Source organism: Sporosarcina sp. P1, assembly GCF_002743155.1.
Lineage (GTDB): Bacteria > Bacillota > Bacilli > Bacillales_A > Planococcaceae > Sporosarcina > Sporosarcina ureae_B.
Window position 1 is genome coordinate 39,896 of record NZ_PDYS01000016.1, and the last position, 22,536, is coordinate 62,431.

Here is a 22,536-nt window from a genome sequence, read left to right on the forward strand (position 1 = left end):
GGCACGTATATGGCGTTGACTAAATGGAATACGAAGTCGTTTATGAAAGGTGCATCGATTCTAACTATTGCTGCCATCATTGTCAAAGTGCTAAGCGCGGTTTATCGAGTGCCCTTTCAAAACTTAGTTGGAGATAAAGGATTCTATATTTATCAGCAAGTGTATCCGTTTATCGGAATATTTATCGTTTGGACGTCCTCGGGTTTTGCTGTCGCGGTGTCTAAAATGCTTGCAGAAAGCAAAAGTCCTGGAGAATCACGTGGCATTTTACGTGTGTCACTAGCCTATCTACTTGTTTTATCAATAGGAATTTTTCTGTTATTGCGTTCAGGCTCTTCTTTCTTTGCAGAACTAATGGGAGACACTGCACTAGCTCCCGTTTTGCAGGCAGGTGCATATATCGTCCTCGTACTGCCGTTCCTAGCTGTGCTGAAGGGTGTCTTTCAATCAGAAGGGCAAATGATACCTGTAGCGATTTCCAACGTCTCAGAGCAGTTGTTCAGGGTGATCATCGTCCTTGCGGGTACGTGGATTGCGATACGTGCAGGAACATCACTTTATAAGGTAGGGGAAATTACGATGTGGGCAGCAGTTGCAGGAGAAGCGACAGGTGTCTTGATCCTGACTTGGTTCTTCCTGCAACGAGAACGTTTGGTGGCAGTTACTGTGAAGCCGTGGCAAGTGATTAAAGACCTGACCAAGATTAGCATTGGTGTCAGTGCGAGTTCTTTAATTTTACTGGTATTTCAATTGGTGGACTCTTTTACGATCTATAACGCATTAATCGAGGCGGGGACAATGAGTGAGACCGCTATGGAAATGAAAGGTGTCTATGATCGGGGACAGCCGCTTGTGCAAATGGGTATTTTGCTTGCATCTACATTGGCGCTAGCCCTCGTACCGTTAATCGCGCATCATGCATCTAAAAATGATAGACGGGGCGCCTTACCGTTCATTAGTTTGACGTTCCGGACATCTATTTTATTCGGTTGGGCTGCGACGATAGGGTTGGTTCTCGTACTACCTTTCGTTAATGAAATGCTGTTTCAATCACGAACAGGATCTGTTGCGTTAATCATCTTCTGTATGCAGATTTTCTGGTTGTCGATTATTTTACCACTGACAGCAATTCTTCAAGGAAGTGGTAAAGTGCGTGGGCCGTTACTACTCATGCTGCTTGGTGTCGTAATCAAACTGTCAACTACACCATTAATGGTTCATCAATATGGAATTGAAGGTGCCGCTGCGTCAGGCGCTATTTCATTCGCAATCGTTGCTATATTATTGATTTTTTACTTTAAAAGATTTTGGAAGTTTCCGCTGGCTCCGCGACGGTTTTATACCGTGCTAATTATTGCTAGTGTTGCAATGGCAGGGATATTGATTCCCTGGATGCTTCTAGCCGACTCATGGTTGTTTGATGGATTATCCTCACGTACAAGCTCAACGTTAACTGCAATGTCAGCTGTCGCAATTGGAGCAATCATATTCCTTTTCGTCATCTTGAAATCACGTATAATGAATGAAAAAGAGTGGTATTTACTGCCTTTTGGAAAACGATTGGCAACTGCTCAACTATGGCTAACTAAAAATAGAAGGTGAATTATATGAATAAAATAACTGTTATCGGACTAGGTGCAAGTGATTTAGAACAACTGTCGCTAGGCACGTATCGATTATTAAAACAAGCGGACCATCTCTATCTTCGGACAGAAGAACATCCCATCGTTGCAGAATTACGTTCGGAAGGGCTAGAGATGGAAAGTTTTGATAGGATTTATGAAGCAAATGATGCGTTTGAAGACGTCTATCAGCAAATCGTCGATAAACTACTGGAATTGAGTGTGCAACAGCCGATTACATACGCTGTGCCGGGACACCCACTTGTAGCGGAACGTACGGTTCAACTGTTGATTGAAAAAGAACGGACAGGTGAGATTGAACTTCATATTGCTGGCGGCAGTAGCTTTTTAGATCCGATTTTTACAGCGTTGCGTATTGATCCGATTGAAGGATTCCAGTTGCTTGACGGTACAGACTTGAAACGTGACGACGTACGCATGGATCAGCATGTATTAATTGGACAAGTCTATGATGCATTCGTCGCTTCTGACGTGAAATTGTCTTTGATGGAGAAATATCCCGATTCTCACGTCGTCACCATCGTTACATCAGCCGGTTCACGAGATGAAGTGTTGACTGAAATACCGCTGTTTGAACTTGACCGAACAGTGACATTGAATAATCTAACGACTGTCTATGTACCGCCGCTACTTGAACACGAACAACGACTGAAAGAGTGGAGTTCATTAAGGGACATCATTGCGACTTTGCGTGGACCGGACGGCTGTCCTTGGGATCGTGAGCAAACGCATGAATCATTGAAGCGCTATTTAATCGAGGAATCCTTTGAGTTGATCCAGGCCATTGATGAAGAAAATGATGATGCTATCATCGAAGAACTAGGAGATGTTTTGCTACAAGTCTTTCTTCATGCGCAAATCGGGGAAGACAATGGCTACTTCTCCATGGAAGATGTACTCGAAACTGTAGGGGCCAAAATGATACGACGACATCCACATGTATTTGCGCAAACACAAGCTGATACAACCGAAGAAGTGTTGACGAACTGGCAAGCTATCAAGGAGCAGGAAAAACCTAAACCGTCTATGCTGTTAGAAGGACAAGAACGTTTGGCATCGTCCTTGCTGACATCTTATAACTATCAAAAGACCGCAGCCAAAGTTGGGTTTGACTGGCCGTCTATAGAAGGAGCTTTCGACAAGTTCCAGGAAGAGTGGCAAGAGTTTCAGGAAGAAGTAAAAAGTGGTGGGCCGGAGCGGCAACTAGACGAGCTCGGAGACGTATTGTTCACTATCGTCAACATCGCAAGATTCCTGAAGCTCTCACCAGAAGAAGCCATGTGGCACGCCAACGAAAAATTCAAATCTCGTTTCCATTCCGTGGAGCAATCCGTGAAACAAGGAAGCGGAAAATTTGAAAATTATACAGTAGACGAACTAGAAGAATTCTGGCAACAGGCCAAAAGAGAGGAAGAATCTAAATGAGACTCGACAAGTTTTTAAAAGTATCACGCTTTATAAAACGCCGAACGCTAGCGAAGCAAGTGGCTGACCAAGGCAGAATCACAATTAATGGGAAAGTAGCCAAGGCATCGTCTGTTGTCAAACCGGGTGATGAACTTTCAATCCGATTTGGCCAAAAGATCGTCAATGCTACGGTAAATGAGCTGAAGGCGTCAACTAAAAAAGAAGACGCAGCAGGTATGTACACGATCACTAGCGAAGAGCGCTTAGAGAAAGTGGAACCTGAGTTTGTAGACGATGAAAATTAATTGACGAGAAGATAGACTAAAGAGGAGTAGAATAGAGGGTTTGCCCCCCAACTTAAAAATGGCTTGTCATGTCTGGCCAAGCCTCTGCATATGATATGGGGAACGTACTAGAGAAGGGGGACGCATATGCAGATTCAAACAGACAGCTCCATGTATACTATTCCATCAGGAGACCACGTAGTGACGATGCGCAATCGCAAAAGAATGGACCTCACATCCGTGAAAACGATCGACCGCTTTGACCAGGAGGAATTTCTTGTTAGAACATCGCTAGGCGTACTGCAAATCCGTGGGGAGGAACTGCGTATTGTACATCTAGATGTGGACAAGGGCCTACTCACGCTTGAAGGTACTGTCCAAACACTTCAATATGATGACGAAGAAGCAGGTTCACGCAATTTCCTCCATAAATTATTCGGATGAGCCTATCCGTCCAGTTCTTCAGTCTATTGGCGATGATCGGGACAGGTATTACTGCTGGAATTGTACTGGATTTATTCGGAACCATTGTCGCCGCGTGCGATAAACGTTCATTCATTAGAAGATGGGCATTCTGGTTTGAATGCCTTATCTGGATTATGTTAGGTATCATGTCGTTTTGGGTATTAGTTTTGGTACGCGACGGGGCATGGAGAATGTATGACCCTGTTGCCCAGATTAGTGGCTTGTTATTGTACGCAGCTATCTTCCATCATCCCGTGAGAATTGTAGGTAGACTACTGTTACTTGTGGTGCTTAGGCCGATTTGGCTCATCATTCGTCTTGTCTACCTAACGATTCAACGTATTTTCTATTTAATTGTTTCTATTCTGTCAGTAATCACGTCACCGTTTATAAGATTAGTGAAGAACGTAGGGAAATTCCTTCAAAATAAATGCAGAGTACTATATAATAGAGTGCAATAGTAGAATTACGCCAGAAAGGTGTGTGCGCCATGAAAAAAACACAGAAGCCCTCAACAAAGAATGTGACATCAATCGATACAGACTATGTGCGCTCCATGCAAAAAAAAGAAAATTTTAAAAAAGCACAACAAAAACGTTTGCGTAATAGGTTGGCTGTATTTTTTGTCATCGTCTGTGTGGTTGCTGGAAGTTTGTTCAATATGAACGCTGGTCAGAAAGAAATTCTGGCTGCGAAACATAAGGAAAAAGCCCAAGCAATAGCTACATTAGAGGATTTGAAAGAACAGCAAGAACAACTGAATACGCAGTTGATTCGATTGGATGATGACGAGTATATTGCGAAACTCGCACGGAAAGAATACTTTCTTTCTGAGTCCAATGAGATCATTTTTTCCATTCCTGATAAGAAAAAAGAGTCAGAAAAAGAGATAAGAAAAGAGTAGTCAAGTTGACACTCTTTTTTTGTTGGCTATAATATAGGAGCCTGTAAAATACAGGCACTGCCAATATGGTTGATAGGCTTACGAGCCGCTTAAAACTTAAGGAGGAGCATTTTTTTTATGTCAATTGAAGTAGGCAGCAAGTTAGAAGGTAAAGTAACCGGGATCACAAATTTTGGGGCATTTGTTGAATTGCCAAGCGGATCCACAGGATTAGTCCATATTAGTGAAGTAGCTGACAATTATGTCAAAGATATTAATGATCATTTAAAAGTCGGCGATATGGTTGAAGTCAAAGTAATGAATGTGGGATCTGACGGTAAAATCGGTCTTTCCATCCGTAAGGCTAAACCTGAGTCAGAACAACGTCCACAGCGTCCACAACGTCCAACTAGACCTCGTCAAGGAAGCAAACCGAGCTTTGAACGACCAGAGAATTTTGAACAGAAGATGGCAAAATTCATGAAGGACAGCGAAGAACGTCTAACTACCTTAAAGAGAGCGACAGAGTCCAAGCGTGGCGGTCGTGGAGCCAGAAGAGGATAACTTGCTGACTAATTCAACTGCGAACTAAAATCAGATGACATCCTATACGTATGTTCCGCAATATGGAGCATGCGTTTTTTTGTGGGGAAAATTCGAGTCCATTTTGTTATGCCAGTGCCACTGAGTGTTCGTTCCGTTGTAGTTTTAAGAGGAAGTACAGCTACTTGGTGATACCGCTCATGCATTTCTCGTAAGTACAGTGGGGTTCATTGGCTTTACACTCTCATAGTCAGTCAAGTAAGTGTCCTTGTACAAAATAGACTAATAAATGATCCAGCCAAACCACTAGCACTTCTTATTAACGCTTACAATAATTAACCATGCATTAAATCGATAGTGTACTAAATTCAAGGTTAATCCACAGATAATTTTCTCCGACAAAAAATCCTCTGCGTAAGCAAGAGGATTTTTGTACTTCTATTATAGCGGCGGAGGGGGTCGAACCCACGACCTTTCGGGTATGAACCGAACGCTCTAGCCATCTGAGCTACGCCGCCAAGATGTTTTTGCATTGAAATTAGGTAATTCCATATGCAACGTCTCTTATCATACTAGGCATTTGAAGAAGTGTCAACATCTCTTTTGCTAAAAAATATACATACGGAATACGTCGAAATGTTTTGTGAATATGCCGCCACAAACAGACAAAATTTCTCGCCAACCCCATGTATAGTTTTATGTAAGAGAACATAGGGGGTATGGGAAATGAAGATGATTGACAATATGGAACGACCAATTGTACAGATGTTCAGGGCGTACTGGCAAGAGTTTATGAATCGGAAAGTATACTTGCTAACTGCCCTTCTATTCTTAGTAGGATCATTCTTTCTATCGCAAGCAGTAGTATTCGATATGGCAGTACCATTCTTCTTGCCGATCTGGGCATTAGCAAGTATGCGCTACCGTCAACACATGATCTACGTATTTATAGGAGGGATGGCAGGCAGTGCGTTTCTTGGGGTAGGACAAGCTGTCATTCATTTGGCGCAATTACTACTGTTTCATTCAATCATAAAGATTCCAGTCGTGAAAAGGTCTATTCCAATCGCTGTGGCCGGAGCAATGATTATTCCACAATTAATTTGGCAGCTCGTTAAATACGGCGATGGGATGTTGCCTTTAGCCATTCAGTTGTCTATAGGGTTAGAAGCGTTGCTTGCGTTGTTCATGACCATTTTCATGTTACTGGCTTTTCCTTCTATAGAAAGAATGCTGTATGGGCCGTGGAATCCTGAGCAGATCAGTGCGATGTGTATTGTGGGAGCGCTGGCAGCTACCGGGATGGGAGGATTCCAAATCGGTACGGTATCGGTTGCGGGGGTGTTCTTGTTTTTAGCGATATTTGTAGCCGCCGTAGTGGGGGGAGTGCCGTTCGCTACAACTGTCGGAATGATTATTGCATTAATCATAGGTGTATCAGAGTTGTCCTTCACGGGCATGATGGCGTTATATGGTATGACTGGTTTGTTGGCAGGTTCACTAAAACGCTTTGGAAAGCTAGGGGTCATCACCGGCAGTGTCTTTGTTTCGCTCTTTTTCCTTCTATATGATGCGACACTGCCTCTAGATACCGTTCACTTTTCCACAGTTGGTGCCGCGGCTTTACTGTTTATATTGATTCCTTCACGTAAATTAAGTCAAATACGACAAGTTTTATTGCCGAAACAAGAAGGAATATCGGAAAAGCGACAGCAATGGCTGGCGGATAAACTGGACGGGCAGTTAGAGGAGTTCCAACAGTTTGCTCATTTCATGTCAACACTTGTGAATGATCGTCTGTCACCCGAAGAGGAAGTGGCGGCAACAAGTCAAGTACCATCTATTTGTCAATCCTGTTTTCGTTACCGAAAGTGCTGGGAAAGTGAAGAGGACAGTATAGAACCGTTGATTGACGAATGGGAAACAACTTATTCTGCAACGAAAAAAGCGGCACGTGTACGTGTTGAACAGAAGATGAAATATAAATGTCTACGTTTTAAAGGATTAATGAATGAATTAGAAGAGAGAGGGGCCAATAAATTATTGATGGGGCAGTTGCAGCATGGTCGAAAGATGCTAGCACTACAATTGCGTGATATGAGTACGCATATTGAAAAAGTTATGAGAGAGGTAAAGGAAGATCTGACAACGTATAAGTTGGCTGAAGAAGAGCTTGCGAATCGTTTACAATCACAAGCCATAGAGTTTTTTCAAATAGATATATTATCAGAAGAACGGGGTGCCTGCAGAATTGTGATTTCTGTACCGGAAAAAAAGGCGGATTTTGAAGCCGAAACGACGGTCGGAGAATATTTATTACTGCCTATCTTGGAGCAAATGTACGATGAACCGATGCATATTTCAAAATCGACTTATCAGCCGTTCCCGTTCCCACATGTACAACTGACCTTTAGTTCAGCTGTTCGTTTTTCACTTGATTATGATATCGTCACGACAGCTGGAAAGGGATCGTTCAATGGTGGTGATGCGTATGAGCTATTCAAGATTCATGATGGCTTGTCAGCCGTACTGTTGTCGGACGGGATGGGACAAGACATCAATGCTTACCACGAAAGTAGAAAGGTAATCCGGCTGATGCGGGAGTGTCTGGGTCAAAAAATGGATCCGGAAACAGCGATCCACACTTTGCATTATATGATGGCATTGAACGGATTGGATGATATGTATGCAACGCTCGACTTGGCGTTAATTGATTTACAAGAAGGGCGACTATGGTCGTGGAAAGCAGGTTCGATGAGTACCTACATTAAAAGAAGTGATGATTGTATTCGGTTAGACAGCAAAACAGTACCATTTGGTTTCTTGCCGTCATTTTCTATAGAAGCGAAAAATGAAAAGCTCAAGTCCGGTGATATCGTCGTTATGATGACGGACGGCATATTTAATGGAGATATACCGCTTGATATCCAGGAAGACGTGATGAATCAAACGATAGAACGCTTTAAAGATATGGATTGTCGGACGATTGCAGATCAAGTAATGATGGAGATGGAACGGGTATTTGAGTCAGTGGAGGATGATCGGACGATTCTCGTAATGAAAGTCGGCCATATTGTGCCAAAGTGGTCAAAAGCGAATAAGCAACCTCGAATCATTTCTAGCTAAACAATGTTAGAATAGAGAGAGGAGGGAGATGGATCATGAAAAGTTTGCAGCAAAAGGTATTAAAATTTATTGACAAACAAACGTTGATTCCTCCCGGCTCTCGTGTATTAGTCGCGTGTTCGGGTGGTGTGGATTCCATGGCACTGCTTCACTTTCTAGCGACGCATCAGCAATCTTTGGTCATTGAAGTAGCGGCCATCCATGTAGATCACATGTTGCGTGGAGTTGAATCTGCTGAAGATGCGTTTGTTGTGAAGCAACTGTGCAAGGAATTCGGGCTACCCTTTTATTCTGAACAAATACCTATTCCAGTTATCTTGGATAGCCAGGGCGGTAATATGCAGCAAGTATGTCGGCAACAGCGTTATGCACGTTTCGAACAAACGATGGAAAGTGAGAGGTTCACAGTTCTCGCAACAGCCCATCATGCAGATGACCAACTAGAGACGGTGCTGATTCAATTAAGTAAGGGACAATCATTAAATGGTATGCCTATTCAGCGGACAATCCACTCGGGTAAAGTTATACGTCCACTTCTTCCGTTAAGAAAGAGTGAATTGTACATGTATGCGTCACATCATAAAATAATGTTCCGGGAAGATCCAAGTAATCAGCAAGACAATTATTTACGTAATCGTATGCGACATCACGTGCTACCATTCTTGATGGACGAAAACCCATCCGTCGCAGTCAACACAGTCCGCCAAACAGAACAACGGCAAGCGGATGAAAGCTTGCTGAATGAGCTTGCGGATCAACATTGGCGTTCGATTGTTACGTATACGCAGGAGCAGCTTCCCTCTTTTCAACGGGAGGCGTTTCTTGCTATTCCCCACGCTTTACAAAAGCGCGTGATTCAACTACTATTAAAATGTCTAACTAACCCAGCAACAGAGAACGCTGAGTGGCATTTTGCAGTAGTGGATGAACTGTTACAACATATTACGAACTCAGCTGGAAATGTCACAATTGATTTGGCGTATGGCTATCGGTTTATCAGGGAATATGATAAACTGCTAATTACAAAAATGGATATAGATACAGCGTCCCTTCGTCCAAAAGCACTTGAAAAAGGTACTTGGCATACGTGGGGGAATATTCAGTTTTACTGGCATCATGCCAGCGCACATATGATAGAAGAATTCTCACCTTCAGATGAAATCAGGTATTTCCAATTACCTGAGACGGAACTGCCGTTAACTGTACGTCTTCGGATGACCGGAGATAGAATGTTGATCAAAGGAATGTCCGAGCCGAAACGTGTGAAGCGGATATTGATTGATGAGAAGATAGGGATCATGCAAAGGCAGCAGCAACCTGTCGTTACGACAGCAAGCGGTACTGTGTGTGCAATACCTGGTGTACGGTATAGTGAGATGTTTTCACGCCGCCAACTGGAAGGCGATTCATACATATGGATTACGCGAGAAGGCGAGACAAGATAAAATAGAGGGGGACGGGCCGATGATCGCGCAAGATATCGAGCATGTTTTAATTTCAGAAGAGCAACTAGAAGAGAAAGTCCGAGAACTTGGAGCAACATTAACTGAGGAGTACCGTGAAAAATTCCCATTAGCAGTTGGTGTACTTAAAGGTGCACTACCATTTATGAGTGACTTGATCAAACGTATTGATACGTATATCGAATTAGATTTCATGGATGTTTCTAGTTATGGAAATGCGACAGTTTCATCAGGTGAAGTGAAGATCATCAAAGATTTGAACACTAGCATAGAAGGTCGCGACGTGTTGATTATTGAAGACATTATTGACAGTGGGAAGACATTGAATTACTTAGTGGAGCTGTTTAAATACAGAAAAGCAAACTCTATCAAAATCGTTACGTTGTTGGATAAGCCGACAGGACGTAAAGTAGATTTGAAAGCAGATTACGTAGGTTTCGATGTACCAGATGCGTTCGTTGTTGGGTACGGCTTGGATTATGCAGAGAAATACCGTAATTTACCGTACATTGGGGTATTGAAAAAGGAAATTTACTCTTTCTGACGGAAGTGCAATGAACCGAATTGAAGGCTATTTGCCTTAAGGCATTTCTTTTGTTAAGTAGTGTTAATCTATGCTAAAATTTACAATAGTTTTCTGTTTAGTTTTTGTTGAATGAGATGAGGAGGCTTGGGATGAATCGAATACTTCGATACTTTCTTTTATATGGATTGATTTTCCTAGCAATAATGGGGATTTTCAGTTCGCTTAACAATCCAAATCCGAAGATGAAACCAATTCGGTATGATGAATTCGTCACAGCGCTGGAACAGGGGAAAGTTGAAAATGCAACTTTTCAGCCATTACAGCTTGTGTATGAAGTAAAAGGGGAAATGGCTGGCTACGAAAAAGGTGAAACTTTCGTAACAAACATTCCGGAAAATGATATGGACAGTATTGGTGAAATTGTCAAAACGACAAGTACTGAGATTGACATCCTGCCGCCAAAAGAAACAAGCGCGTGGGTATCGTTCTTTACAGGACTCGTACCATTCATAATTATTATTATCCTTTTCTTCTTCTTACTGAACCAATCACAAGGCGGCGGTGGCGGCAAGGTGATGAACTTCGGAAAAAGTAAAGCGAAACTGCAATCGGATGATCGGAAGAAAGTACGTTTCAATGATGTTGCAGGTGCAGATGAGGAAAAGGCTGAGCTCGAAGAAGTCGTGGACTTCTTGAAAGATGCCAGTAAGTTTGTGGAGTTAGGTGCACGAATTCCGAAAGGGATCTTACTAGTAGGACCTCCAGGTACAGGTAAAACATTGCTTGCACGTGCAGTAGCAGGTGAATCAGGTGTACCATTCTTCTCGATTTCAGGTTCTGATTTCGTTGAGATGTTCGTAGGTGTGGGTGCTTCTCGAGTACGTGATTTATTTGAGAATGCTAAGAAAAACTCACCATGTATTATTTTTATTGATGAAATTGATGCAGTTGGACGTCAGCGTGGAGCCGGCTTAGGTGGCGGTCACGATGAACGTGAGCAAACATTGAACCAGTTGCTAGTAGAAATGGATGGATTTGAAGGGAACGAAGGAATTATTATCGTTGCTGCAACAAACCGTCCGGATATTTTGGATCCGGCACTTCTTCGTCCGGGACGTTTTGACCGTCAAATTACGGTTGGTCGTCCAGATGTTAAAGGAAGAGAAGCTGTGTTGAAAGTACATGCACGAAATAAGCCGCTTGATGATACGGTCGATATGAAAGCTCTTGCTCAACGTACTCCAGGATTCTCTGGTGCAGATCTTGAGAACTTATTGAATGAAGCAGCTCTTGTGGCAGCGAGAAGAGATAAAAAGAAAATCGATATGTCCGATATTGATGAAGCGACGGATCGTGTGATTGCAGGCCCTGCGAAAACAAATCGTGTCATCTCGAAAAAAGAGCGAAACATCGTTGCGTTCCACGAAGCGGGTCACGTAGTCGTAGGTTTAATGCTCGACGATGCAGAAATTGTCCATAAAGTAACTATAGTTCCTCGTGGGCAAGCTGGTGGATACGCAGTTATGCTTCCGAAAGAAGATCGCTACTTCATGACAAAACCTGAACTTCTCGACAAAATCGCGGGTCTTCTAGGTGGACGTGTATCAGAAGAAATTGTACTAGGTGAAGTGTCAACCGGTGCACATAATGACTTCCAGCGCGCTACAGGTATTGCACGATCGATGGTTACAGAATATGGAATGAGTGATAAAATTGGTCCGATGCAGTTCGGGCAGACACAAGGCGGCCAAGTATTCCTTGGACGTGACTTCAACTCTGAACAAAACTATTCTGAAGCAATCGCATACGAGATTGACTCTGAAATGCAAATGATCATAAAAGAACAATACGAACGCACAAGACAAATTTTGACTGAAAACCGAGAGTTGCTTAATCTAATCGCAACCACTTTATTGGAAGTCGAAACGTTGGATGCGGAACAAATCAATCACTTGAAAGATCACGGTACTTTGCCTGATCGCCCATACGACAACAACGATGGTAGCGTTGATGACAAGAAAATTGTAGAAGAATCCCCTGTGGAAACTACAACTCCTGATAGCACGGGTGCGCCATCAGACCCGTCAATCGGTGACTTGCCAAGTGAAAGTGGAGCAGTAGATAAGACACTGCCATCCATTGATGAAGAACGTAGAGACTAAGCGAACCCAACAGCCGACTGTATACAGTCGGCTGTTTTCTTATGAAGGGGGAGCGCGTTCAGTACACATTCACAGTATCTGGATGTGAAATTATGATATGATGTACGGGAAAAAGTCAAAGTAAGAGGGGACAACGACTATGTTATTAGTATTAGACACAGGCAATACGAATATTGTGTTAGGTGTATATGAAGGGGATCAACTGAAGCACCATTGGCGGATGGAAACCTATCGACATAAAACAGAAGACGAATATGCTATGCAAGTAAAGGCATTGTTCCAGCATGTGGGGATTTCATTCACTGACATCACAGGCATTATTATTTCTTCTGTAGTGCCGCCCGTTATGTTCCCGTTAGAGCAAATGTGTAAAAAGTATTTTAATCAAAAGCCAATGGTCGTTGGACCTGGCGTAAAAACAGGATTAAATATCAAATATGAAAATCCCCGCGAAGTCGGTGCAGATCGCATTGTCAATGCGGTGGCAGCGATTCGTGAATACGGTAGTCCGCTCATTATCGTAGACTTTGGAACAGCTACTACGTATTGCTATGTTAATGAGCATGGCGAATACATGGGTGGTTCTATCGCGCCTGGTATTAAAATCTCCATGGAAGCATTATTTGATCGTGCCTCTAAACTACCGCGCGTTCAACTGGCACGGCCGGAGCATGTAGTAGGTAAGAACACCGTAGCTGCCATGCAGTCGGGTATAATATTTGGTTACGTTGGACAAGTAGAAGGAATCGTCAACCGTATAAAAGAAGATTGTGCAGTAGAACCTACTGTGATCGCAACAGGTGGAATGGCGGATTTAATTGCATCTGAAACCAAAGTGATTGATATTGTGGATGATTTTTTAACGCTAAAAGGATTACATCTGATTTATGAAAGAAATATGTAGGGAGAGAATAAAATGACAACAGATTACTTAGTAAAAGCATTAGCCTTTGAAGGGCAAATACGCGCATATGCAGTTCGTTCAACAGAAACAGTAGGAGAAGTGCAAGAGCGTCATCAAATGTGGCCGACAGCGACTGCTGCTCTTGGGCGTACAATTTCAGCATCAGTCATGATGGGGGCTATGTTAAAAGGCGATGATAGCATTACGGTAAAAATTCAAGGCGATGGTCCACTTGGTCCAATTGTCGTGGATGCTAATGCTAGAGGGGAAGTTCGTGGTTATGCAACGAATCCACAAACGCATTTACCGCTGAATAAACAAGGCAAATTAGACGTTCGTGGAGCAGTAGGTACGGAAGGTATGCTATCGATTGTAAAAGATTTAGGAATGAAAGATTATTTTACGGGGCAAGTACCGATTATTTCCGGGGAAATTGCAGAAGACTTCACACAGTACATGGTAGTATCTGAACAAGTACCATCCGCTGTGGCGTTAGGTGTACTCGTTGATCCAGATAACACGGTTAAAGCATCAGGTGGCTTTATTCTGCAAGTAATGCCAGGAGCTACGGAAGAGACGATTGAATTGCTGGAAGGAAGAATCGCGAACATGACGGCAATTTCTACTATGATTGACAACGGACTGACACCTGAAGGAATCTTAGCAGAAGTACTAGGTCAGGAAAATGTAGAATTCCTCTCTAGAATCGACGTAAGATTTGAGTGTGATTGTTCAAAGGAACGTTTTAGCGAAGCGATTAAGGGGCTTGGAGCTGTAGAAATTCAAGCGATGATCGATGAAGATCAGGGTGCGGAAGCGCAATGCCACTTCTGTTTGGAGAAGTATCAATTCTCTGAGCAAGAGCTTCGTGAATTAATTTGATTTTACTCTAAACTACTCACCCGTTGCCGAAAGTGTTTTGCGGTGGCGGGTAATTTACTAATCTACGCAAATTTGTACAATCAATTTAGAAAGCGCTACCAGCACCCGCACAAGCATCCCTAGTATAAATGGATACCACCTTTTATGCAGTATTACATGAAACCTGCGGATTAGCTTGTTTAGTGTAGGATTGATAAACCATAATGTTCTGAATGATTATATTGACAAGTAAAATAGATGGTAGTAATATCAAGTTAATAAATCATATTAAAATACTAGGTATTAGGAGCGGATGACAAATGAGTAGAGTGGGAAATTCAGTTATTGATTTGGTAGGTAACACGCCGTTAGTAAAATTAAATCGTTTAACAGGTGCAGATGACGCAGATGTGTATTTGAAACTTGAATTCTTCAATCCTGGCTCAAGCGTCAAAGATCGTATTGCACTCGCCATGATCGAGGCGGCAGAAAAAAGCGGTGATTTGAAAGAAGATAGCACAATCATCGAACCGACTAGTGGCAATACAGGAATCGGGCTCGCTATGATTGCGGCGGCGAAAGGATATAAATCTGTACTCGTCATGCCGGACACAATGAGTCTAGAGCGACGCAATTTACTTCGCGCATACGGAGCGGATTTGGTATTAACACCGGGAGCTGAAGGAATGAAAGGCGCAATCTCAAAAGCTGAGCAATTGGCAGAAGAAAACGGCTGGTTCCTACCGCAACAGTTTAACAATGAAGCAAACCCCGAAGTTCATCGTCTGACAACGGGACCAGAAATCGCGAATGCGTTGGAGCAAGTAGATGCATTTATCTCGGGAATCGGTACGGGTGGTACAATTACAGGAGCAGGTGAAGTGCTGAAAGAGCGTTTCCCTGGAATCAATATCGTAGCGGTAGAGCCAGAAGATTCAGCGGTATTATCTGGCGGTAAGCCGGGACCACATAAAATTCAAGGGATCGGTGCAGGATTCGTGCCGGAAGTATTAGACACGAAAATCTACGATGAGATTATCAAAGTATCTAATGATGACGCGTATACGTTTGCGCGTCGTGCAGCTCGTGAGGAAGGCATCCTTGGAGGAGTATCTTCAGGCGCAGCGATTGCAGCTGCATTGCAAGTGGCTAAGAAGTTAGGCAAAGGCAAAACGGTAGTCGCGATCATTCCATCTAACGGAGAGCGTTACTTGAGCACACCTCTTTATCAGTTTGATGAAGAGTAAGAGATAAGGTATCGTGGGAGCCATTTGCTAGCGCACCAGTGATTCCAATGAAGTAATTTTATCCTTTCTGCATATGAAACTGTCGCTAGAAGTAGTAAGTTGCTTCTAGCGACAGTTTCTTTTTTTATCCTGTAACTAAATAGCATAATCTCTAAGCTGTTATCAGTGGGCAAAATTCTGTATAATTGAGATGAACCAAGCTAGTTATACATAGAACAGAGGAGGCTCACTGTGAATAAAAAGTGGAGCATAATAGTTTCGATTATAATTGTAATTGTCATGGGCACGATTATTTTCTTATTGAACAAGGAAATTAAAGAAGAAACGGGCGGCATCCCAGGTTATGAGGATTTGAATATGGAAAGCTTGCCGAAAGATGTGGTTGATCGTTTACCTGAAGATTGGCAAACTACTACGGACGCTGATAAGCCTGGGCTTGCTAAAGGAGATGTGGCTCCGGATTTCGAATTAACTACACTTTCAGGTGACACAGTCAAATTGTCCGATTACCGTGGCAAGACGGTCATGTTGAACTTCTGGGCGTCGTGGTGTCCGCCATGCCGATCAGAAATGCCGCATATGGAAAACTACTATATAGACAATAAAGAGTCCGACGATATGGAGATACTCGCAGTCAACATGACGAAAACTGAGAAGAATAAGGTAGAGAGTGCGAAAGAATTCGTCGATGAATATAAATTAACGTTTCCAATTTTATTGGATAAGGACAGCGAAGTAATGAAAATGTATCAGATAAAAGTTTATCCGACTTCGTATATCATCAATAAAGAAGGTGTGATTACAGATAAAGTGATGCTGCCGTTGGATGATACGATGATCAAACAGTTGATAGACGAAAGTAACGCAGAGTAAATACTAGAGACGCAGGGGGAACTAGCATGAATACAGTAGCCTATCAGACAGCTTCAATGACAAAAGACGAATTCTTTTATGCCTATCGCCAACTTGCAACAGAAATGGATCGGCATGTTTTGTTGGAGAGTGGTCGTGGCGGGAAGATGTGTGTGGCGGGACTTGATCCGCTTGTGACGTTCAATGCAACCGAAACCGGTCTACGTTTAGAATGGCGTGATGGTAAAGAAGAATTGCTGACGGGAGAAGATCCGCTAGTCTTGTTGAATGACTTTATGGCGAAATATGAATTGGAGCATCAGAACGATTTGCCTGCCTATCAAGGGGGGGCGATTGGGATGGTCAGTTACGATTATGTCAGACTTTACGAGACTCTACCGATTATTGCGGAGAACGATTTGACGACGCCTGACGTATTCTTTTATCTCTTTGATCAATGGGCTGTGTTCGATATAGAAAAGGAAAATGTCTACTTTATGGCATTGCCTGAAAAACGGCATGCGCTGGATAGTATGGTAAAGGAATGGACCGAAGCATCACAAACAGGTCTGCTGAATCGTCAATTTACTACTGGTAAGGCGGTGGATGTGGACGTTACAGAAGAAGATTTACAAGTATCTGTAACGGGAGAACAGTTCGAGCAAATGGTGCGCGATGTACAGCAATTCATTGAGGACGGAGATGTCGTGCAAGTGAATTTGTCCGTACGCCAGTCAAAACCGCTCATCGCACCATCTTTATTGATGTATGAAGCATTGCGCTCGTTCAATCCTTCACCTTATATGGCCTATATGGCGGCACCGAACTTTGAAGTAGTTTCCGGTTCGCCTGAATTATTGTTGAAAAAGCGTGGGACTGAGTTGAGCACGCGACCAATCGGTGGTACACGAAAGCGTGGGATGACGGAAGCGGAAGACTTTGCTTTACAGGAAGAATTGATATCGAACGCAAAGGAGATAGGTGAGCACAAGATGCTTGTCGATCTCGAATGTGCCGACTTTGAAGGGATCTGTCAGGAAGGCACAGTGGAAGTGGATGAATTCATGGTCGTCGAAAAGTATTCGCACGTTATGCATTTGGTGTCTAATGTTCGCGGTACTGCGTCTTCTGAAGATCTGGCATCTATTGTACACGGAGTATTCCCTGGAGGCTCCATTACGGGAGATCCTAAATTGAGGACAATGGAAATCATTGAAGAACTGGAGCCGACGCGCAGAGGACTCTATACAGGATCAATGGGTTGGATTGGTTTCAACGGAGATCTGGAGCTGAATATCACCATTCGTACAGCATTCATTCAAGATGGTATCGTGCATATCCAAGCGGGTGCTGGTTTAGTACCTGATTCGGATCCTGCTGCTGAATATCAAGAGTCTCTCAATAAAGCGAAAGCACTTTGGCAGGCGAAAGAAATGGCCGAGTTGGTGATTCGTGAAGAAAGTGAGCAATTGCATTGATTTGCTGGATGAACGGCAAGCAAGTAGTTGCGGAAGAACTGCAGATATCACCGTTTGATCATGGATTTCTTTATGGACTGGGTTTTTTTGAAACATTTCGTACATACGGTGGAAAGGTATTCCTCTACGAATCGCATATGATTCGCTTGCGGTCGGCATTGAGCGATTACCGTATTGAAATGTCGTATAGTGATGAAGAAATTCTATCGGCTATTCATACCTTATACAAAGAGAATGGCAATGAAGATGGCTATTACCGATTGAACGTATCAGCAGGTGTGCATGATATCGGGCTAGCACCTACGCAGTATGAACAACCGAATGTACTGATCTTCCAAAAAGCGCTTCATCTGCCACCTGTACATACGGAAAAGGATGGCGTCTGGCTTGTGACACCGCGTAATGAACCGGAAAGCGTTGTTCGGCATAAATCACACCAGTATGCAAATAATGTAAAAGGGCGTCTGGAGTTACCTTCATTGAAAGAAACAGAAGGTCTATTTATTACTTCGGACGGCTATGTGGCAGAGGGCATTACATCGAATGTATTCTGGGTGAAACAAGGTGAGTTGTATACACCTTCATTGAACACGGGGATTTTACCTGGCACGACTCGAGCATTTGTTATTGAAATAGCTGGAGAACTGGGATTGCCTGTTAACGAAGGATTGTATATGCGTGAAGATCTTGAAATGTCGGAGGAAGTATTCATTACCAATGCGATTCAGGAACTAGTTCCGATTCGCCAAGTAGGAGAAGTGATGTTTTCTGGCAATGGAGGACCGGTCTATCAACGATTGCATGCCGGTTATCAACAAGCCATCAACCGAATGAAAGTGAGTGACTAGTAATGAAGTTATCAAAAGCGCGCGCATCGTATACATTGGGAAAAACGACGATTAATTTTACGGAAGAAACCGTGATTATGGGGATACTGAATGTCACGCCAGATTCATTTTCGGATGGCGGGAAATATGGTCAGAAAAACCCGGCACTTGAACATGCGCGGAACATGCTTGCGGATGGTGCAAAAATCATTGATATCGGCGGAGAGTCCACTCGTCCAGGATATACGCCTATTTCAGTTGAAGAGGAAATAGCTCGTGTTGTACCCATCATTGAGTTGCTCACGAAGGAACTCGGCTGTGTAATATCCATTGACACGTCAAAAGCAGCGGTTGCGGAAGCAGCGGTTATAGCGGGCGCAAGTATAATTAATGATGTGTGGGGCGCGAAGCGGGAACCGGCTATCGCGGAAGTGGCAGCGCGTTATGGCATACCTATCATTTTGATGCACAATCGTGAAAATCGTGATTATCAGCTACCATTCATGGAGGCTGTAATAGAAGATTTGCAGGAGAGTATCGATATTGCAAAGCGGGCGGGAGTAAGTGAAGAGATGATCTGGCTCGATCCAGGCATAGGCTTCGCGAAAGATCTCGAGCAAAATATATTAGCGATGCAAGGGTTGTCTTCGATTGCGGATCTTGGATATCCGGTTTTACTCGGTACGTCACGTAAAGGCATGATCGGTAAAGTACTCGATTTGCCTGTGGAAGAGCGTATAGAGGGGACGGGTGCGACGGTTTGCTATGGTATTGAGCATGGCGGACATATTATGCGTGTTCATGATGTAAAGGAAATCTCGCGAATGGTCAAGATGATGGATGTATTGACTAAGAAAGCGGCATACACTGGGTAAGCGATAAAATGGAGGGATTTCATGGATTATATTCATTTGAATGATATGGAGTTTTACGGTTACCACGGCGCATTGCCTGAAGAGAATAAACTCGGACAGCGTTTTCGGCTGACGGTTTCATTGGCAACGGATCTTGCGGAAGCCGGACAGACGGATGATTTATCGAAAACAATGAATTATGCAGAAGTGTATGAGATGTGTAAGAACATCGTAGAAGGTGAAGCGGTTCATTTGATCGAGACGGTAGCTGAAACAGTGGCGGGAACGATCATGACAGACTTTGCGGAAAAGGTGAACGGTGTTCGGGTCGTGCTTATTAAGCCGGACCCGCCGATTCGTGGACATTACTCATCAGTGTCCGTGGAAATCACGAGGGGGCGTTTCTCTTGAATAACGCCTACTTGTCACTGGGATCGAATATAGGCAATCGCCTGGAACATTTACAACAAGCTGTACAAATGTTAAATGAACATTCTTCTATTCAAGTGTTACTAGTTTCTTCCATCTACGAAACCGAACCTGTCGGATTAACGGAACAAGCGAAGTTTTTGAATATCGTCATAAAGCTCGGCACTACATTAGAAGCGACGGAATTATTGAGCGTTTGCCAGTCTATTGAAAATAAGCTTGGTAGAATGCGGAAAATACGTTGGGGCCCACGGACGGTAGACTTGGATATCTTGCTTTATAACGAGGAACATATCCAATTGGAGAATTTGATCATTCCGCATATACGAATGCAAGAGCGTGCATTCGTGCTTGTTCCACTAGTTGAGATTAATGGGGATGTAAAGAATCCTATAACAGGAACACGTTATCGTGAAGAGCTGGCGATAAAGGAAGACGGAGTGAATCTTTGGAAAAAGGTTGGACAAGTCGAAGAGTTTTTACAATAAGATTGAACATAAATAGCCAAACTGCTCTATAATAGGGCAGTTTTTTCTATACAATGGAACGAGATAACTGTTTGTCCTTTTGTTAGGCCTGGAATTTGTGTACAATAGTTGCAGACGACCGATCCTAAGGAGAGGGACGGTCAAAGTATGAAGGAGTGAAAGGGAATGTCCAATATGGATGAAATGAATGATCAGCTTTTGGTGAGACGCCAGAAGATGAAAGATATACGGGAAGATGGTTTGGATCCGTTTGGTCAGCGTTTTGAACGCACGCACCTAACAAACGAGATTCGCTCTACATATGAAGAGCAATCAAAAGAAGAGTTGGAAGAAAACGAGCATGAAGTAACTATTGCTGGTCGTATCATGACAAAGCGTGGAAAAGGCAAAGCAGGATTTGCTCACATTCAAGATCTTGGAGGTCAAATCCAGATCTACGTACGTCAAGATGCTATCGGTGAAGAAGCTTATAAGCTATTTACATTTGCGGACCTTGGAGACATTGTAGGTGTTCAAGGTATTATCTTCAAAACAAAAGTAGGAGAACTTTCTATTAAAGCAACAAAGTTTACGTTCTTGACGAAAGCTTTGCGTCCGTTGCCTGAGAAGTTCCATGGTTTACAAGATGTAGAACAACGTTATCGTCAGCGCTACTTGGATTTAATATCAACAGAAGGTAGCAAAGAAACATTCATTATGCGTAGCCGAATCATTCAATCGATGCGTCATTACTTAGATGGACAAGGCTTCCTTGAAGTAGAAACACCTATGCTTCATGCAATAGCAGGAGGAGCGGCGGCCCGCCCATTCGTTACACATCACAATACACTTGATATGACGTTGTATATGCGAATCGCTATCGAACTGCATTTAAAGCGCCTGATCGTTGGAGGCCTTGAGAAAGTATATGAAATTGGACGTGTATTCCGTAATGAAGGAATGTCCACTCGTCATAACCCTGAATTCACAATGATCGAGTTATATGAAGCGTATGCGGATTACAACGACATTATGGAACTAACAGAAAACCTTGTAGCGCATATCGCGCAAGAAGTACTCGGCACGACTACTATCCAATATGGCGACGATCAAATCGAATTAGCACCGCGCTGGAAGCGACTTCACATGGCAGACGCGGTTAAAGAATTTACAGGAGTAGACTTCTGGCAACAACTTACGAAAGAACAAGCGCATGAACTAGCAAAAGAGCATAACGTGCAAGTAACTCCTTCTATGGAAGTAGGTCATGTACTGAATGAATTCTTCGAACAGAAAGTAGAAGAAGAACTTGTGCAGCCGACATTCATCTATGGACATCCAGTAGAAGTATCACCGCTTGCAAAGAAGAATCCAGAAGATCCACGATACACAGATCGTTTCGAGCTATTTATCGTACGCCGTGAACACGCGAATGCCTTCACAGAGTTAAATGATCCGATCGATCAGCGCGAACGCTTTGAATCTCAGCTGGTAGAGAAGGAACAAGGAAACGATGAAGCGCATGAAATGGATGAAGATTTCATTACAGCATTGGAATACGGACTGCCACCAACAGGCGGACTGGGCATTGGGATCGATCGTCTCGTCATGTTGTTGACGAACTCACAATCAATCCGCGATGTGCTGTTATTCCCTCAAATGCGTCCTAAAGATTGATATGACAGCTCCAATAGCGATATTGGAGCTGTTTTTTTATTACCGAAATGAAGTGTTTTAATAGAAAGTAAAAGTAAATCAAAAAGAATTGAAGAAAACAGTTGCATTTATTTAAAGTGGGTGGTATATTTATGAAGTTGCTTTTGAAGTTAGCGACTTAGCGAAAAACATAACGAAAAAGTTTTTCACTAAAAGTGTTGACAACGAAACAGCAAGATGTTATTATAAGAAAGTTGTCTCTTACGAGAGACCAACCGAATGAACCTTGAAAACTGAACAGCAAAACGTTAACGAAATACAGTTGGTGCATCTAACGATGACACAAACAAAATGAGTATCTTAATTGATGCCAGCAAATGAAACTCGAGCTAATCGAATTTCTCTTATGGAGAGTTTGATCCTGGCTCAGGACGAACGCTGGCGGCATGCCTAATACAT

Annotated in this window: 21 protein-coding genes and 1 tRNA gene; 21 read left to right on the plus strand and 1 reads right to left on the minus strand. The window is 43.0% G+C overall.

Going from position 1 to position 22,536, the window contains the following annotated elements; translation table 11 throughout:
* Positions 1–9 precede the first annotated feature (9 nt).
* From CSV73_RS13430 to CSV73_RS13460, 7 genes are all read left to right on the plus strand, one after another.
* Positions 10–1,602 (plus strand): putative polysaccharide biosynthesis protein, encoded by a 1,593-nt coding sequence (locus CSV73_RS13430; RefSeq protein ID WP_099627854.1) that lies wholly within the window; start codon positions 10–12, stop codon positions 1,600–1,602.
* A gap of 5 nt (positions 1,603–1,607) precedes the next feature.
* Positions 1,608–3,068, plus strand: a complete 1,461-nt coding sequence (gene yabN, locus CSV73_RS13435) for a bifunctional methyltransferase/pyrophosphohydrolase YabN (RefSeq protein WP_099627855.1) — start codon at positions 1,608–1,610, stop codon at positions 3,066–3,068.
* Positions 3,065–3,355, plus strand: coding sequence for an RNA-binding S4 domain-containing protein (locus CSV73_RS13440; RefSeq protein WP_085132328.1), 291 nt, complete (start codon positions 3,065–3,067; stop codon positions 3,353–3,355). Before yabN ends, CSV73_RS13440 begins: the two co-directional genes overlap by 4 nt.
* Before the next feature lie 126 nt (positions 3,356–3,481).
* Positions 3,482–3,778: a sporulation protein YabP gene (gene yabP, locus CSV73_RS13445; protein WP_029054884.1), complete on the plus strand. Its 297-nt coding sequence runs from the start codon at positions 3,482–3,484 to the stop codon at positions 3,776–3,778.
* Positions 3,775–4,260: a spore cortex biosynthesis protein YabQ gene (yabQ, locus tag CSV73_RS13450; protein WP_085132329.1), complete on the plus strand. Its 486-nt coding sequence runs from the start codon at positions 3,775–3,777 to the stop codon at positions 4,258–4,260. The genes yabP and yabQ overlap by 4 nt, the downstream gene beginning before the upstream one ends.
* Before the next feature lie 29 nt (positions 4,261–4,289).
* Complete coding sequence (locus CSV73_RS13455; RefSeq protein ID WP_085132330.1) at positions 4,290–4,703, plus strand: FtsB family cell division protein; 414 nt, start codon at positions 4,290–4,292, stop codon at positions 4,701–4,703.
* Between the two features lie 117 nt (positions 4,704–4,820).
* Positions 4,821–5,246 carry a S1 domain-containing RNA-binding protein gene (locus CSV73_RS13460; protein WP_029054887.1) on the plus strand — a complete coding sequence of 142 codons (426 nt, stop codon included), beginning with the start codon at positions 4,821–4,823 and terminating at the stop codon, positions 5,244–5,246.
* 423 nt (positions 5,247–5,669) lie between these two features.
* On the opposite strand, the gene CSV73_RS13465 is transcribed toward CSV73_RS13460, so the two are convergent.
* Positions 5,670–5,743 (minus strand) — tRNA-Met (locus CSV73_RS13465).
* 208 nt (positions 5,744–5,951) lie between these two features.
* On the opposite strand from CSV73_RS13465, the gene CSV73_RS13470 reads away from it, so the two are divergent.
* From CSV73_RS13470 to lysS, 14 genes are all read left to right on the plus strand, one after another.
* Complete coding sequence (locus CSV73_RS13470; RefSeq protein WP_085132331.1) at positions 5,952–8,351, plus strand: SpoIIE family protein phosphatase; 2,400 nt, start codon at positions 5,952–5,954, stop codon at positions 8,349–8,351.
* 35 nt (positions 8,352–8,386) lie between these two features.
* A complete protein-coding gene (gene tilS / locus CSV73_RS13475; protein WP_099627856.1) occupies positions 8,387–9,796 on the plus strand; it encodes a tRNA lysidine(34) synthetase TilS in 1,410 nt (469 codons plus the stop codon).
* A gap of 19 nt (positions 9,797–9,815) precedes the next feature.
* Positions 9,816–10,358, plus strand: coding sequence for a hypoxanthine phosphoribosyltransferase (gene hpt / locus CSV73_RS13480; RefSeq protein ID WP_085132333.1), 543 nt, complete (start codon positions 9,816–9,818; stop codon positions 10,356–10,358).
* Between the two features lie 131 nt (positions 10,359–10,489).
* On the plus strand, positions 10,490–12,502 hold the full coding sequence (gene ftsH, locus CSV73_RS13485) for an ATP-dependent zinc metalloprotease FtsH (RefSeq protein WP_099627857.1): 2,013 nt from the start codon (positions 10,490–10,492) through the stop codon (positions 12,500–12,502).
* Between the two features lie 139 nt (positions 12,503–12,641).
* Positions 12,642–13,406, plus strand: a complete 765-nt coding sequence (locus CSV73_RS13490) for a type III pantothenate kinase (RefSeq protein ID WP_085132335.1) — start codon at positions 12,642–12,644, stop codon at positions 13,404–13,406.
* Between the two features lie 12 nt (positions 13,407–13,418).
* A complete protein-coding gene (hslO, locus tag CSV73_RS13495) occupies positions 13,419–14,288 on the plus strand; it encodes an Hsp33 family molecular chaperone HslO (RefSeq protein ID WP_085132336.1) in 870 nt (289 codons plus the stop codon).
* Between the two features lie 299 nt (positions 14,289–14,587).
* Positions 14,588–15,514 (plus strand): cysteine synthase A, encoded by a 927-nt coding sequence (gene cysK, locus CSV73_RS13500; RefSeq protein WP_085132337.1) that lies wholly within the window; start codon positions 14,588–14,590, stop codon positions 15,512–15,514.
* A gap of 231 nt (positions 15,515–15,745) precedes the next feature.
* Positions 15,746–16,387, plus strand: a complete 642-nt coding sequence (locus CSV73_RS13505; RefSeq protein WP_099627858.1) for a peroxiredoxin family protein — start codon at positions 15,746–15,748, stop codon at positions 16,385–16,387.
* 26 nt (positions 16,388–16,413) lie between these two features.
* The gene (locus CSV73_RS13510; RefSeq protein ID WP_099627859.1) at positions 16,414–17,844 is read left to right on the plus strand and encodes an anthranilate synthase component I family protein; all 1,431 of its coding nucleotides are present in this window, start codon (positions 16,414–16,416) and stop codon (positions 17,842–17,844) included.
* The gene (gene pabC, locus CSV73_RS13515) at positions 17,841–18,692 is read left to right on the plus strand and encodes an aminodeoxychorismate lyase (protein ID WP_099627860.1); all 852 of its coding nucleotides are present in this window, start codon (positions 17,841–17,843) and stop codon (positions 18,690–18,692) included. The genes CSV73_RS13510 and pabC overlap by 4 nt, the downstream gene beginning before the upstream one ends.
* A gap of 2 nt (positions 18,693–18,694) precedes the next feature.
* Positions 18,695–19,546 (plus strand): dihydropteroate synthase, encoded by an 852-nt coding sequence (gene folP, locus CSV73_RS13520; protein ID WP_085132341.1) that lies wholly within the window; start codon positions 18,695–18,697, stop codon positions 19,544–19,546.
* 21 nt (positions 19,547–19,567) lie between these two features.
* Positions 19,568–19,936 carry a dihydroneopterin aldolase gene (folB, locus tag CSV73_RS13525; RefSeq protein WP_085132342.1) on the plus strand — a complete coding sequence of 123 codons (369 nt, stop codon included), beginning with the start codon at positions 19,568–19,570 and terminating at the stop codon, positions 19,934–19,936.
* Positions 19,933–20,442 carry a 2-amino-4-hydroxy-6-hydroxymethyldihydropteridine diphosphokinase gene (folK, locus tag CSV73_RS13530; RefSeq protein WP_085132343.1) on the plus strand — a complete coding sequence of 170 codons (510 nt, stop codon included), beginning with the start codon at positions 19,933–19,935 and terminating at the stop codon, positions 20,440–20,442. The genes folB and folK overlap by 4 nt, the downstream gene beginning before the upstream one ends.
* Before the next feature lie 165 nt (positions 20,443–20,607).
* Complete coding sequence (gene lysS, locus CSV73_RS13535; RefSeq protein ID WP_085132344.1) at positions 20,608–22,098, plus strand: lysine--tRNA ligase; 1,491 nt, start codon at positions 20,608–20,610, stop codon at positions 22,096–22,098.
* Positions 22,099–22,536 lie beyond the last annotated feature (438 nt).

Excerpts from the sequence above, each read along its gene's own strand:
- CSV73_RS13430 (WP_099627854.1), top strand. The coding sequence starts at position 10 with ATGGCGTTGACTAAATGGAATACGAAGTCGTTTATGAAAGGTGCATCG.
- yabN (WP_099627855.1), top strand. The coding sequence starts at position 1,608 with ATGAATAAAATAACTGTTATCGGACTAGGTGCAAGTGATTTAGAACAA.
- CSV73_RS13440 (WP_085132328.1), top strand. The coding sequence starts at position 3,065 with ATGAGACTCGACAAGTTTTTAAAAGTATCACGCTTTATAAAACGCCGA.
- yabP (WP_029054884.1), top strand. The coding sequence starts at position 3,482 with ATGCAGATTCAAACAGACAGCTCCATGTATACTATTCCATCAGGAGAC.
- yabQ (WP_085132329.1), top strand. The coding sequence starts at position 3,775 with ATGAGCCTATCCGTCCAGTTCTTCAGTCTATTGGCGATGATCGGGACA.
- CSV73_RS13455 (WP_085132330.1), top strand. The coding sequence starts at position 4,290 with ATGAAAAAAACACAGAAGCCCTCAACAAAGAATGTGACATCAATCGAT.
- CSV73_RS13460 (WP_029054887.1), top strand. The coding sequence starts at position 4,821 with ATGTCAATTGAAGTAGGCAGCAAGTTAGAAGGTAAAGTAACCGGGATC.
- CSV73_RS13470 (WP_085132331.1), top strand. The coding sequence starts at position 5,952 with ATGAAGATGATTGACAATATGGAACGACCAATTGTACAGATGTTCAGG.
- tilS (WP_099627856.1), top strand. The coding sequence starts at position 8,387 with ATGAAAAGTTTGCAGCAAAAGGTATTAAAATTTATTGACAAACAAACG.
- hpt (WP_085132333.1), top strand. The coding sequence starts at position 9,816 with ATGATCGCGCAAGATATCGAGCATGTTTTAATTTCAGAAGAGCAACTA.
- ftsH (WP_099627857.1), top strand. The coding sequence starts at position 10,490 with ATGAATCGAATACTTCGATACTTTCTTTTATATGGATTGATTTTCCTA.
- CSV73_RS13490 (WP_085132335.1), top strand. The coding sequence starts at position 12,642 with ATGTTATTAGTATTAGACACAGGCAATACGAATATTGTGTTAGGTGTA.
- hslO (WP_085132336.1), top strand. The coding sequence starts at position 13,419 with ATGACAACAGATTACTTAGTAAAAGCATTAGCCTTTGAAGGGCAAATA.
- cysK (WP_085132337.1), top strand. The coding sequence starts at position 14,588 with ATGAGTAGAGTGGGAAATTCAGTTATTGATTTGGTAGGTAACACGCCG.
- CSV73_RS13510 (WP_099627859.1), top strand. The coding sequence starts at position 16,414 with ATGAATACAGTAGCCTATCAGACAGCTTCAATGACAAAAGACGAATTC.
- folP (WP_085132341.1), top strand. The coding sequence starts at position 18,695 with ATGAAGTTATCAAAAGCGCGCGCATCGTATACATTGGGAAAAACGACG.
- folB (WP_085132342.1), top strand. The coding sequence starts at position 19,568 with ATGGATTATATTCATTTGAATGATATGGAGTTTTACGGTTACCACGGC.
- lysS (WP_085132344.1), top strand. The coding sequence starts at position 20,608 with ATGTCCAATATGGATGAAATGAATGATCAGCTTTTGGTGAGACGCCAG.